This window comes from Prosthecobacter sp. Pr1, assembly GCF_057652315.1.
This window is the reverse complement of the sequence record NZ_JBYFBS010000007.1, coordinates 63,641-77,554: the sequence shown is the minus strand read 5'-3', so window position 1 is coordinate 77,554 and position 13,914 is coordinate 63,641. Positions and strand designations below refer to the sequence as shown.

The window sequence follows — 13,914 nt, the reverse complement described above, 5'->3', positions numbered from 1 at the left end:
CTCACGCGAGGATGTCCTTGATCACTTTGGCTCCTTCCACGCCGCTCAGGCGTGCATCCAGTCCCTGGAATTTGAAGCTGAATGCATCATGATTGATGCCGAGCTGATGCAGCATGGTGGCATGCAGATCGTGGACGGTGGTGACTTTTTCAATGGCGGCATAGCCGAGATCGTCGGTGGTTCCATGCACGATGCCGCCCTGAATGCCTGCACCTGCCAGCCACACGGACATGGCCTTGTTGTGATGGTCGCGGCCGCTGCCGCCCTGAGACATCGGGGTGCGGCCAAATTCACCGGCCCAGACGATGAGGGTCTCGTCCAGCATGCCGCGTTGTTTGAGGTCGGCGATGAGCGCCATGCAGGCACGGTCGATTTCCTGCGCTTTGAGCGCGATGCCCTCTTTAACGCCGCCATGATGGTCCCAGTCCTTGTGATAGAGCTGGATGAAGCGCGTGCCGCGTTCGGCGAGACGGCGTGCGAGAAGGCAGTTGGATGCGAAAGAGCCATCGCCGGGCTGGCAGCCGTAGAGCTCCAGCGTCTTCGCGCCTTCAGCACTCACGTCCATCAAATCGGGCACGCTGGCCTGCATTTGGAAGGCCATCTCGTATTGAGCAATGCGTGTGGCGATTTCAGGATCGTCCACAAGGGTGTCGTGTTGCTTGTTAATCGCGTTGATCGCCGCCACGTCGCGGCCCTGCTGATCGCGTGTGATGCCATTCGGATTGGTGAGATACAGTACTGGATCACCCTGGGCGCGCAGTTGCACACCTTGGTATTTCGATGGCAAAAAGCCGCTGCTCCACTGCCGTGCGGCGATGGGCTGGTTCTGCCCGCCTTTGCCGAGCGAGGTCAAAACAACGAAGCCCGGCAGATCCGAGGCCTCGGTGCCAAGCCCGTAGGTGATCCATGAGCCCATGCTGGGCCGGCCAGCGATTTGTGACCCGGTATTCATGAACATGTGCGCCGGATCATGATTGATCGCGTCCGTGGTCATCGAGCGGATGAGGCAGATGTCGTCGATCACGCTGCCAATCTGCGGAAACAGCGCGCAGATCTCGGTCTGGCTTTTCCCGAATTTGGCGAAAGGGTGCTGCGGCCCGAAGCAATTCAACGGCTTGCCTTGCAACTGGGCGAGCTGCTGCCCTTTCGTGAACGATTCGGGCATCGGCTTGCCGTTCATTTCGGCAAGCTTCGGTTTGGGATCAAACGTCTCCAGATGCGAGGGGCCGCCTGCCATGGTGAGCCAGATGACTCGCTTCGCCTTCTGCGGGAGAGGCAGAGTTCCTAGCACGCCGCGCACCGGTGCGGCATGGGCTGGCTGGAGCAGCGATGCAAGCGCCACTGCTCCGAGCCCTTGGGAGGTTTTGCCGAGGAAAGCGCGACGCTGGAGCAGTGGTGATGAGTGCATGGTTACTTGGAACTCGGTTTCTTGCCGAGATTTTTCAATTCTTCTTCCGTCCACATCGCCATGCGGGCCTTGTTTTGCGCGCGCAGGGTGGTGACAGATTTGATTTCAACCGGCGAGCCGTTATGCTCCCATTCACGGCGGATGTAGGTCAGCACGCCGGCGATGTCTTCGTCGGTGAGCTGTGGCAGCGGTGGCATGGCGAGGTTGAAACTACGCCCGCCCACCTTCACCGGGCCGGCGAGTCCGTGGAGGACGATGCGGGTGAGAATCTCCGGCTTGCCGAGCACCCATTCGCTGTCCACCAGCGGTGGCGCGAGGCCATCAAGGCCGAAGCCGTGCGGCTGATGGCAGGCGGCGCAAAGGGTGACGTAGATGGTTTTGCCTTTCTCAAACAAGGCTGTCTGCGCTTCGTTCAGCGGCACGATTTTCGGGGGCGGTGGAGCACCCGGTTTTCCGGGCCATGCGAGACGCGCCTCGACACTTGTAAACAGCTTGGCTCCCGCTTTATCGCTCATCACGGACTTGAGTGTTTTCAAGGATGCAGGTTCGGCGTCGAGCCAGAGCAGCTTGGCGGGTGTTTTGGATTTGGGGTCGCCACCATTGTTGGCGAGTCCTTTGATGACGGCCATCTGCATCGCGCCGCCCTGAGGCTGTGCGGCGGCGAGCTCGAGCATGTCTTCAAACGGTCCTGCTTTGCCAGCCTGGGCCAGGAGCGAGCCGAGGGCCTCCATCACGGGAATGATCTGTGCGCTGTTGTCTTTGGTGAGCTGGCCGGCCATGAGCTTGGCAAAGGCCGCCTCCCTGCCGCGCATCCCAGTCATGGCACCTTCGCGAACCAAAACATTTTTGCCGTTGCTCGCGAGCAGTTTTGCAACGGCGGTATCGGCATCCGGCAGATTGAATGAGGTGAGCTTGATGGCGAGATGGGCGAGGACGAGCGCGTCTTTTTCCGTGGTGAGTGCGATTAAATCCGGAGCCATGTCACGTGCGGAGATGCGGACGACTGCAGCGCGCACCTGGGCGTCTTTGTCCGCCAATGTGGCGCGCAGCAGATCTGGAGTGAGAGCTGCCAGACCATCGAGAGTCCAAAGCGCGTGAAGACGGGAGAGTGCCGATTTGTTGGTCAGCATTTCTTTGAGTGCGGGCACGGCGGAGACATCGCCAGATTCGACGATGAGGCGCTGTGCGGTGTCACGCACCCAACCATTGGCATGGGTGAGGAGGCTCACGTCTTTGCTCACTTTCACCGGCTGCGGGCGCTCCTTTGCGTCCGGCACGATGCGCCAGATGCGGCCCTGATTGAACGGCGTCTCCAGTTTGCGATCCTTGATGTTCGCAATGAGGTAGTGGGTGAGGAAGCTCTGGTGCTGGATGATGCCGCGATACATGTCCACGAGGTAAAGCGCGCCATCGGGACCATTGGCGGCCTGCACGGGGCGGAAGCGCTCGTCGGTGGAAGTGAGGAATTCGGTGGTCTTGGCCGTATTGGTGGCCTTCACGATGCCGTCCGCTTCGCTCATGGTGAATCGTTTTACCAGATTCGCGCAGGGCTCAGGCACAAAGGCGTTGCCACGATAGGCGGCGGGAAAAGCATCGCCGCGATAGATCAGTGCGCCGCAGGTGCCAGTCGGTTTTGGCAGCGTGCCGTCGGCGCGAAGTGATTTTGCCTCGTAACCGCGGTTCACGCCAGGGGTGGGATGGGAAGGGTAGAGCGTTTGATCTGCGGCCACCTTGGCATTGATGCTCGTCGCGTTGCGCAGCAGCGGATTGCGCGTGAAGGCCTCCGTGGGCAGGAGGTCGGCACGGAGCATGTCGGAGTTGTAGTTGAAGTAGAGCCTGCCGAAGTCGTCCTGGCACAGGCCCCACTGGCCGCGACCGAGACCGGTGTCCTTTTGCCACACGCCACCTCGCAGTTTGAAACGTGTGGTATAGCCCGCGCTCCAGATGGCATTGTCCATGGCCCAGATTGGAGTATTGGCCATGTGCTCCGGTTGGCCGCCGAGGGTGCCGAAGTCGGTTGCCACGACGTCTTTCACATCGGCTTTGCCATCGCCATCGGTGTCTTTGCAGAAGTAAAGATTGGGCGGCACGGCGATCAAGGCTCCGCCATTCACGGCCAGTACGGCTCGGGGCATGACGAGATTGTCGAGAAATGACGTCGCTTTGTCCATGCGGCCATCGCCATCGGTGTCTTCGAGCAGTGAAACGCGGCCAGTGGGTTCTTTTTCGCCGCCACCCTCAAGGTCATGCATGTAGCCGCGCATTTCGACGACGTAGAGCCGCCCTTGCTCATCAAAGCTCATCGCCACCGGTGATTCGATCATCGGCTCGCTGGCGACGAGTTCGATGTGGAAACCTTTTTCAACCTTGAAGGTCTTCATCGCCTCCTCCGGAGACAATGGAGCGGGCGGTGGCAGCTTGAACTTCAGTTCGACCTTTTCAGGCCCGGCGTTTTTTTGATGAACGGCCTGTGCAGAAGGCAGGAACGACGACGCTAGAATAAACAGCGACGAACGCAGGATGAATGAGGGGAACCTTTGGGGAGGCATGGAGGAGCGGTTTTTTGGTTTTGAGGGGGTGCAATCACCAAACCATATGCCGGGCAAAATCCTAGTCGCTCGATGACCAAAGTTGGTATTTCTGACGTCGCGGTTTTTGCCTCACTTCTCCTTTTTCGGCTTTGGCTGCTCAGAGCCTTTGATGGTGAGCACGGGCACGGGCTCGTTCTTGCCTGCGAAGGAATTCCATGCCTGCTGAAGCACGGCGGCATCGCGCACATCACCTTCGGCCACGAGCCATTGGTAGTGCAGCTTGAATGGAGCTTCGGCGGTGGCTTTGCCTTTCGGGAACATGCCGAAGCGACCGTAATCGCGATAGGCGGAGGTGGCGGTGCCATTCGGGTTGTCGGGATGATTGAGAATCACGACGGTGAAGGTCTTGCCTTCCACGGTGAAGACTTCGGCGGCCCATGGCAGGTCTTTGACCTTGTGTGCGTCAATGTTCTCACCGGGGAAGATGTAGGTCGTCGTTTTGGTGTCCGCCAGTTCGGAGGGGCGGAACTGAGCGCCGGCGTGTTCAGGATCGCCACCCATCTCGGCTTCGCCACTGACGGGCTTGATGGCACTGGTCATGTCGATGCCGAGATAGAAGGGCTTTGCGGGTGTGGAGAAGGTGAAGCGGCGCTCTTCCGTCAAAAACGCATCTTTGGTATCTCCCTGCCAGTCGATGGCGGCAGTGAAGCTGGAGACGCCGGGTTCGACCTTGGTCACGACCTGATCGCCACCTTTCATGTGCCAGCGGTCGTAGGATTTGCCATTATAGCTGATCTTGCTGAAGCCGAGGAAGATGCCGCGATGATGGGTGAAGTTGAAGCCTGGACCTTTGGTGAGGCGGGTGGCACCGCTGGCATCAAACACATGCAGATAGGGCTTGTAGGTTTCGTGATGCTTCTCGGGCGTGCTCATATCATTAGCCATCATGAGCCGGGCGACGACTTTGCCGTCGTTTGAAATATCGACGTGATCTTTTTCAGCGACCTTGATATCGAAGGCGGCGGCGTTGAGTGCTAGAGCGAGAAGGATGAGGGCGGTGGGTTTCATGCGAGAATTTTTTGAATGACTTTGGCACCTTCGACGCCAGAGAGCCTTGCGTCGAGGCCTTGGAATTTGAAGCTGAAGGCGTCGTGTTGGATGCCGAGCTGGTGGAGCATCGTGGCGTGGAGGTCGTGTACGGTGGTGATGTTTTCCTGCGCGGCATAGCCGAGGTCATCGGTGCTGCCAAAGGCGACGCCGCGCTGGATGCCCGCACCCGCGAGCCACATGGACATGGCCTTGTTGTGATGATCGCGGCCGATGGGGCCTTTGTTTCCCTGCGCCATGGGCGTGCGGCCGAACTCACCGCTGAAGACGATGAGCGTGTCATCAAACATGCCGCGCTGCTTGAGATCTTTGATCAGCGCCGCGCAGGCCTGATCCACTTCCTTGGCACGCAATGGCAGTTCTTCCTTCAGCAGGCTGTGATGATCCCAGTCACGATGGTAGAGCTGGATGAAACGGGTGCCGCGCTCGGCGAGACGGCGGGCGAGAAGGCAGTTTGATGCAAAGGAACCATCGCCTGGCTGACAGCCGTAGAGTTCGAGCGTTTTGGCACCTTCACCGCAGATGTCCATCAGCTCAGGTACGCTGGCCTGCATTTGGAAAGCCATCTCATACTGGGCGATGCGGGTGGCGATTTCGGGGTCATCACAAAGCGCGGCATGCTGTTTGTTGAGAGAATTGATGGCGGCGAAATCGCGGCCCTGGCGCTCACGTGTGACGCCGTTTGGGCTGGTGAGGTAGAGTACGGGATCGCCGAGCGAGCGCAATTGCACACCCTGATACTTGGAAGGCAGGAAGCCGCTGTTCCACTGCCGTGCGGCGATGGGCTGCGGATTGCGGCCTTTGCCGGTGGACATCATCACGACGAAGCCTGGAAGATCATCCGCCTCGCAGCCGAGGCCGTATGTCACCCATGACCCCATGCTGGGACGTCCGGCGATCTGTGCTCCGGTGTTCATGAACATGTGAGCCGGATCGTGATTGATCGCGTCCGTTGTCATCGAGCGCACAAGGCAGATATCGTCCGCGACTCCGCCGATGTGAGGCAGCAGTTCTGAGAGTTCCATCTGGCATTTGCCATACTTTTGGAAGCGGAACATCGGCCCTTTGCACACGAGCTTCTGGCCCTGGAGCTGCGCAAGCTGCTGCCCTTTCGTGAACGACTCCGGCATCGGCTTGCCATCCATTTCTGCCAGCTTCGGTTTGTGGTCGAACAACTCCAGTTGCGATGGTCCACCTGCCATCGTGAGCCAAATGACGCGCTTCGCTTTTTGTGGCAGTGGCAATGGGCCGAGGACTCCACGAGATGCGGCATTCAAGAGCTGGGGCTGCAAAAGCGATGCCAAGGCCACGCTGCCGAGGCCTTGTGTGGTGCGGCCGAGGAAGGCGCGGCGGGTTTGGGCGGAGGTCGAATTCATGGTTCAGCTCCTCGTAATGGTTTCGTGCAGGTTCAGGAGCACGCGTGACACGTGGGTCCACGCGGCGAGTTCGCCAAGGTTCAAACCAGGTGCGACAGGTGAGGCGCCGGTTTTGAGAAGTTCTGCCGCGGCGGCGGGCTCCTTTTGATAATCTGCGAGCTGCTGAGCGAACAGTGCCGAGAGTGTCTTGAGTTCATCGGCACTCGGCTTGCGTTGCAGGGCCTGCTGAACGGCCCAGGTGATGCGCTGGCTGATGTCGCCGCTTGATTCGGTCAGGATGCGGGCTGCAAAGACGCGAGCGGCTTCGACATAGGTCGGGTCGTTCAACAGCACGAGGGCCTGCTGCGGGATGTTGGAGCGGTTGCGCTCGGCCACGCACTCCTCGCGACTTGGCGCGTCAAAGGCGAGCATCGATGGGTGGGTGAAGGAGCGCTGCCACCAGGTGTAGAGGCCGCGTCGATACAGACCTTCGCCGCTGTCATTCTGCCATTCGCGCGTGGGGAAGTTCAGGTTTTCCCAGTATTTGGCGGGCTGGTAGGGCTTCACGCTCGGGCCGCCGATTTTGGGGACGAGCAGGCCGGAGATGGTGAGCGCATTATCGCGCACGAGTTCGGCATCCAGACGGAACGGGCTCTGGCGTGCACACTCGCGGTTGTAGGGATCGGCGGCGGTGAGTTCCTTCGTGGAGGTGGAGACCTGCTGGTAGGTTGCGCTGCTTACAATGACGCGGATCATGTGCTGCATGTCCCAGCCGCTGTCCATGAACTCACAGGCCAGCCAGTCGAGCAGCGCAGGATTCACAGGGGGCTCACCCTGCGCGCCGAGATCGTCGAGCACCTTGCTCAATCCGGTGCCGAAGAACTGCTTCCACAGGCGGTTCATCACGGTGCGGGCGGTGAGCGGGTTGTCCTTGGAAACGAGCCACTGGGCGAGATCGAGGCGGGTGAGATCACGGCCTTCGATTTTGGGTTTTGGCAGGTAGCCGGGCAGGGCGGCCTTCACGACTTCACCGCTTTCATCCATCCAGTTGCCACGCGGCAGAATGCGCACCGTGCGCTTGTTGGTGTCGCTGATGGAGACGATGCACTTGGGCGCACTGTTTTCGAAATCCGCCTTCTCCTTTTCGACGGTCGCGATCTTGGTGCGGAGGTCGCTGAGTTCAGGGGCGATCTGCTTGTAGGCAGCGGTGAGTTTCTGCTTTTGCTCAGGTGTGCGCTGCTCGGTCGCTGTCTTGAGGATGCCGGCGATTTCAGCAGCCGGGAGTGAAGTGCCGGGCGCACGGATGGGCTTGGATGAGTTGGTGGAGCTGAGACGCAGATTGGCGATCTCATGATTTTCTCCCCAGCCAAAAGTAAGCGTGAACGTCACAGCGGCATTGGCTTCCGTGACAGGCGCGGCGAGTTCGAGGTAGAGGGACTGATCTGCTCCTGTGGCACCCAGAACACCCCAGCCATTTTCTTTCTTGTCCGCGATGCCATCTATAGCGGTGGCGGCGGGAAAGGTTTTTTGCTCATAAGTGGCGCTGGCAAAAGCGACGGGGATCTTGTTCTTTCCGCTTGTAAGAGTGACTTCGCTAAGGACGAAGTTGCCATTCGAGGCGAGGCCGATGCCGGGCAGCTTTTCCTTGAGCGCTTCAATGCGGATGCCGGTGGTGCCCAGCGGCAGCTTAGTGGTGAGGGTGTAGGTTTCGGTGCCGTCGTTTTGCTTCCGCTCATTGCGTTTGGCGTCGATGGTGGCACGCACCACGCCTTCTTTGTCGGCCTTGAGAGCCACATTTTTCTTGGCTGATGACGCCGTGACTTGTTTCAATGGCTGCCACATTCCGCTGGCGGTCACGGCCTCCAGCGCCTGCTTTTCCCACTCCGTCTGTGCGGGGGCGAGTTCGGGGCGTGGTTTGGCAAATTCGGCCTGCAGTGCAGCTAGGCGCTGCGCGATGTCGGTCTGACGCTTCAGACCTGCTTCATCGAGTACCATTATGCCGGGTTCACGGCGGCCAAGAATCGGCTCCTTGATGTCGGCAAAGAAAGCGCCCAGCGAGTAGAAATCACGCTGTGTCCACGGGTCGAATTTGTGATCATGACACTGGCAGCAGCCGGTGGTCTGACCGATCCAGGCATTGCCGACGGCGCGCACCCGGTCGGTGAGCATGCGCTGTTCGTAGTCCTTGGCCTGTGCGCCGCCCTCCTCGGTGGAAAGGAGCAGCCGATTGAAGGCGGAGCCGACGCGTGTCTCCTGAGTGGCGTCCGGCAGAAGGTCGCCGGCGATTTGTTCGAGGGTGAAGCGGTCGAAGTGCTTGTTGCTGTTGAAGGACTGGATGACGTAGTCGCGGTAAGGCCACACGTTGTGGGGATTGTCGCTGTGGTAGCCGATGGTGTCGGCAAAGCGCACGACATCGAGCCAGCCGATGGCCATGCGTTCTCCGTAATGCGGGTTTTTGAGCAGGCTTTCGACCAGCTTTGCATAGGCGGCAGGCGATGCGTCCTTTTCAAAAGCAGCCACTTCCTCCGGCTTGGGCGGCATGCCGATCAGATCCAGGTAAAGCCTGCGGATCAAAGTCCGAGCGTCGGCCTGTGGCGAAGGCTTGAGGCCGATCTGTGCGAGGCGCTGCTGCACCAGTACGTCCACACCGTTCTTGCCAGCCGGGATCGCTGCCTTAACGGGTTTCTCATAGGACCAGTGCTGCTGATAGGCCGCACCCTGATCGATCCATTTTTTCAAAATGTCCTTCTGCCGCTGCGTTAGCTTCTTGTGAGAATCCGGCGGCGGCATGAGATCATCCGCGTCAGCGGTGAAGATGCGTGAGACGAGTTCGCTCTTCGCCGCCTTGCCGGGAATGAACGCCTCCGCTTTCACGGCTTCGTCGCGGATGTCGAGCCGCAGGTCAGCCTCCCGGTGCTTGGGATCGTTGCCGTGGCAGTAGAAGCAGTTGTCCGACAGGATCGGCTGCACATCGCGATTGAACTCGATCTTGGCGGGAACAGGCGGTTCGGCGGCGTGGAGGCCGAGTGTGGCAAGCAGAAGAAGACAGGTTGGTTTGGTCATAACAAGGGTGCATCTAAAGAACGGAACCAAAGCATGGGATATTCTCACATCGCGCATGGGAAATCCGGTAGTGAAGACCCAGATTTCAGACTGTTGCGGCCACCACATCCGAGACCGGATGCAAAATCGTCTCGGCTGAGATGCGCGAGGGCAGGGAAGTGAGTATGACGCAGGTCGTGTCGGTCGCCGGATCGGCCCAGGCGAGTGTGCCGGTCGATCCGCTGTGGCCGAAACTCTGCTGGGAACAGTTTTTGCCGAATCCTTCCGGCCCCAAGGCGAAGCCGATGCCTCGACGGGCGGCGAGGCCCGGGGTGTGGTTTTGCAGCATCAGGCGTATCGTCTCTTCACGAAGCATCTTGGCTGATGGGTGCATGAAGGCTCCAAGAAGGCGCGCCACATCGGCGGCGGAGCCATGCGCACCACCCCACGGTGCCGCGAGATTGCGCCAGTAGGGGCTGTTCCAGTCCCAGGAGGCGGCTTGCGGATCGCCTGCACCGGCTTCGGGCGCGGCGTGTTCAGTCTGGCAGCGGATCGTGTCTGCCAGTTTGAAGCGGCCAAGGCCCAGAGAGGTGTGAGTCATGCCGAGCGGTGTGAAAACCTCCTTTGCCAGAAAATCCGGCAGTGGCGTTTTGGTGATGCGCTCCACAATCTCAGCCGCGAGCAGGATGCCCATGCTTTGGTAGTGATACTTCGTCCCCGGAGTGAACAGCAGCGGCGTGCGGATCGCACCTTGCACGAATTCTGCGAGGGGTGCGTGGCGGGAACGCAGCTGAGTGTTGTTCTCCAACTGATCCGGCAGACCGGAAGTATGCGCGAGCAATTGCTCGATGGTGATCTGTTTGCGTTCACCTTCGTTGAACTCCGGGATGAATTTCATCGCGGGATCGCTGAGCCGCAGTTCTCCGCGATCTGCCAGCACCATCACGCCCGCTGCTGTCATCGTTTTCGTGATGGATGCGAGAAGGAAAACAGCATCTGCATTTCCCGCTTGGCCAAAGGCTTGCTGAAACGTGTCTTTGCCCTGCCTCACATGCAGCACGGCGGATTCGAGAATGCCGGCATCGACTTGTTGCTGGATGATCTGGGCGGCGGCTTGCATGCGGTCAGGAGTGATGCTGTGGCTTTTCGTCGCCGCAAGGCCGGTCAGCAAGGTCAGGATGGAGCGGCGGTTCATGGAGCAGTTTCTTTTTTTGCGGGTTCTTTGGCCTGGATGATGAAATCAAAGAGCTGGCCGTAATGCCTGCCGTCGAGCGTGATGTCCATGGGCACCATCTGCACGCCAGCTGAGACTTGGGCGGGATCGGCGGTGAGTTTGATCTTAAAGCTTTGGCGTGATTTCGCAGGGACAGTGCCTTCGAGGAAGGCGGAATCTGCGGTAATGCCGGGAGGAAGCTGAAGCACGATGCGATGCTGCTGCACAGTGTCGCGGAAATTACGCACAGTGATGCTGACTTCCTGGGTGCTCTGCTTCTGGAGGTCCACACGATACGGATAGGCGCTGACCCAGTAGGGATCGTAGAGATACTCATAGTTCGCGTCGGGCAGCAGCTCCTTGTATTCGCGGATGATGCGATGCGCCCAGTCGTGATAGCGCTCGATGAAAGCCTTGGGCTCGGTCATGAGCACGCCGTGCGCGCCCATGATGATGTCTGGCTGGAGCTTTTGCAGGTATTTGGCAGCGACGAGATAACCCTCATCGACGATGGCGCTGTTGCGTGCGTTGACGCATTCGTGGCCGTTCTGCGAGGGGTCGGCGGGATCGCCAAAAAGGTTGTCGCCGGTGAAGACGATTTTTTTGCTATCGAGCTCCAGCCACAGGGCATTTCCAAACTCGGTCTGGCCGGGCATCCAGTCGATGTGAAGCTTGAAGCCTTCCCACTCGATCACTTCACCTGCTTTGAGGACGCGGTCGATCTTGGCCTGCTCAAATCCGGCGTTGTAGGCGCCGATCATCGCGGGGTAGTCATAGTAGCGCGGGTTTTCGCATTTGTCGGCGATGGTGTCCATCGTCCAGAATTTCACGCCATGGTCCTTGAGCGCCGGAAAGAGCGTGAAGTGATCGCCATGCGAGTGGGAGATCCAGCAGGCATCGATTTGCTTCAGCCCCAGAAACTCCTTCATGTCGCTGATGATGCGTTCGAGCACGAGCTTCGGAAACAGGCCGCAGTCCAGCAGCAAAGCGTGGCCGCTGTCGGAGATGATGATGGCAAAGTTCTTCCCCGCCATCTCCGGGCCGAACATGTAGAGGTGGGGTGTCACCTGCACGATGTAGTGGGCTTTCGTGGTTTTTGTTGCCGGGTGCTGTGGACGTTTGCCAAAGGATTCCACGGGATAACCGCGCACGTAATCCGGACGAAACTGGGTGAGCCGTTCCTTGTAGACCACGAACTGTGCCGTGGCATTTGCGATTACCGGGCCTTGTGATGAAAAGGCGGTGTCAGGCTTGCGTGCGATCAGTTGGTCCACCGTGGCGGTGAGCGCATCGAGTCCCTTCGCAAAGCCGTAGTCCCACTCGGTGTCAAACCAGTTGGTCATTTTTGCGCCGTCGTGCATGACGCCGCCGGTGAAGGCTAGAGTGCGCTCGCCTTGCTTCAGCATGAAACTCATCCCGCCTGGGGAATGGCCCGGTGTGCTCATGCAGGTGAGTGTGATGCCGTTCCAGGTGAAGGTTTCGCCATCCACGAGTCCTTTGTCGATCTTCACCACCTGAGCAGGCGGGCGGAGGTAGCTGGAGCCATGCACGGTGAATTTGTCGCTGAGGCGCGGGTTCCAGTGACGAAACTCGTTGGGCGTCTCGAAGAAAGTCTGCTCCTCCTTTGGTGCGGCGACTTGGGTCGCTTGGCGGTCAAGCTTCGATGTCCCCTGGCATTGCTCGCGATGATGATCGGTGAAGAGAACCCAATCGACCTGCTTCACGCCGATTTCCGCCAAATGAGCCAGCACACTGCCATCGCCCAGATTGATGAGCAGGGCGCGGTCATCATGCTTCAGCACATAGACGTTGCAGTTGTCCTGCCAGAGAAAGACGTCAGGCAACTGTCGTTGGAACTCGGCGAGCGCGAGGCTTCGGAGGATGAAGAATGCGGCGAGGAGGCGGATCATGCGACTATCAACGGCGCGAACGGGTGCTTCGCTTCAATCTCGATTGAGTTCGTTCAGCACCGCGAGTGTCATCGCTTTGACGCCGAAGGTAATCGAGGGCGCTGGTTCGGGACGATAAAAAGGCGAGTGCAGGCTGGGCAGGATTTCGCCGGTCGCTTTCGACTGCTCCATTTTCTCCGGTGCCACGGTGCCGAGCCAGGCGAGGAAGACGGGGATCTTGTCAGGCGTCATCGTGTAGCGGGAGAAATCCTCGCCAGCCATCGTGGGCTTGCGTTCGACGAGGCTGGTTTTGCCAAAGGCGTCCGCCCAGACTTGGGTCACGCGCGTGGTGAGCGCTGGATCATTGTGCAGGGAGGGGGTGCCAGGGCCGACCAGCGAGATTTCCGGGAGCAGATTCTCCGGCAGTCCGGCGGCGATGCCGAGACCGCGGCAGATGCGTTTGATCGAATCCAGGACCTGTTTGCGTGTCTCGGAGCTGGTGGTGCGTACGGTCAGGCCGAGTTCGACCTTGTCGGGGATGATGTTGCTCTTGGTGCCGCCGATGAACTTGCCCACTGTGATCACGACCGGTTCCACCGGATGCAATTCACGGCTGTCGATCGTTTGCAACGCCAGCACGATTTGCGAGGCGAGCACGATGGGATCCTTGGTCAGGTTCGGCATCGCGCCGTGGCCGCCGATGCCTTTCACGACGATATCAATGGTGTCGGTGCTCGCGGTGGCCGGACCGCTGGTGAACCCGAAGGTGCCGGTTGCGAGACTTGAATCGCAATGAAGCGCCAGACAGACATCAGGCTTGGGAAAGCGTTGAAACAGGCCGTCCTCGATCATGGCCAGCGCACCCATGCCACGTTCCTCCGCCGGTTGTGCGATGAAGACGAGCGTGCCTTTCCATTGATCTTTGGAAGCCGCCAGCGCGCGCGCCGCGCCGATCCAGCAGGTCATATGCATGTCGTGTCCGCAGGCATGCATGACGGAGACCTCGTTGCCCGCGTCATCCTTGGTGGTTGTTTTGCTGGCGTAAGGAACAGAGCCGATCTCGCGCACTGGCAGTCCGTCCAGATCGGTGCGCACGAGCACCGTCCGACCCGGCCCGTTTTTCAACACAGCCACCACGCCAAAACCGCCAACCTTTTCTGTCACCTCAAAGCCTGCTTTTCTTATTTCGTCCGCCATGCGGGCGCTCGTTTTCTCCTCATGAAACGAAAGCTCGGGGTGCGCATGCAGATGCTCATAAAGCTGGATCAACGAGGGCCGTTGTTCTTCGATGAGGGTGTCGAGAGGAGCCGCGGCGTGCAGGCTTGTGGAGAAGAGGAGAAGGGAAACGAACAGCTTCATAGGGGCATGG

At 59.5% G+C, this 13,914-nt stretch carries 8 protein-coding genes; all 8 read right to left on the bottom strand.

Annotation, left to right across the window (positions count from 1 at the left end):
• Position 1: 1 nt before the first annotated feature.
• A complete protein-coding gene (locus AC24GY_RS13665; protein WP_487683814.1) occupies positions 2-1,408 on the bottom strand; it encodes a DUF1501 domain-containing protein in 1,407 nt (468 codons plus the stop codon).
• Positions 1,409-1,410: 2 nt separating this feature from the next.
• Positions 1,411-3,957, bottom strand: a complete 2,547-nt coding sequence (locus tag AC24GY_RS13660; RefSeq protein WP_487683811.1) for a DUF7133 domain-containing protein — start codon at positions 3,955-3,957, stop codon at positions 1,411-1,413.
• Between the two features lie 111 nt (positions 3,958-4,068).
• On the bottom strand, positions 4,069-5,007 hold the full coding sequence (locus AC24GY_RS13655; RefSeq protein ID WP_487683807.1) for a DUF6807 family protein: 939 nt from the start codon (positions 5,005-5,007) through the stop codon (positions 4,069-4,071).
• Positions 5,004-6,422 carry a DUF1501 domain-containing protein gene (locus AC24GY_RS13650; RefSeq protein ID WP_487683804.1) on the bottom strand — a complete coding sequence of 473 codons (1,419 nt, stop codon included), beginning with the start codon at positions 6,420-6,422 and terminating at the stop codon, positions 5,004-5,006. The genes AC24GY_RS13655 and AC24GY_RS13650 overlap by 4 nt, the downstream gene beginning before the upstream one ends.
• A gap of 3 nt (positions 6,423-6,425) precedes the next feature.
• A complete protein-coding gene (locus AC24GY_RS13645) occupies positions 6,426-9,464 on the bottom strand; it encodes a PSD1 and planctomycete cytochrome C domain-containing protein (RefSeq protein ID WP_487683801.1) in 3,039 nt (1,012 codons plus the stop codon).
• 85 nt (positions 9,465-9,549) lie between these two features.
• Positions 9,550-10,638 carry a serine hydrolase domain-containing protein gene (locus tag AC24GY_RS13640; protein ID WP_487683798.1) on the bottom strand — a complete coding sequence of 363 codons (1,089 nt, stop codon included), beginning with the start codon at positions 10,636-10,638 and terminating at the stop codon, positions 9,550-9,552.
• A complete protein-coding gene (locus AC24GY_RS13635; protein WP_487683795.1) occupies positions 10,635-12,566 on the bottom strand; it encodes an MBL fold metallo-hydrolase in 1,932 nt (643 codons plus the stop codon). Before AC24GY_RS13635 ends, AC24GY_RS13640 begins: the two co-directional genes overlap by 4 nt.
• A 33-nt stretch (positions 12,567-12,599) precedes the next feature.
• Positions 12,600-13,904 (bottom strand): M20 metallopeptidase family protein, encoded by a 1,305-nt coding sequence (locus AC24GY_RS13630; RefSeq protein ID WP_487683792.1) that lies wholly within the window; start codon positions 13,902-13,904, stop codon positions 12,600-12,602.
• Positions 13,905-13,914 lie beyond the last annotated feature (10 nt).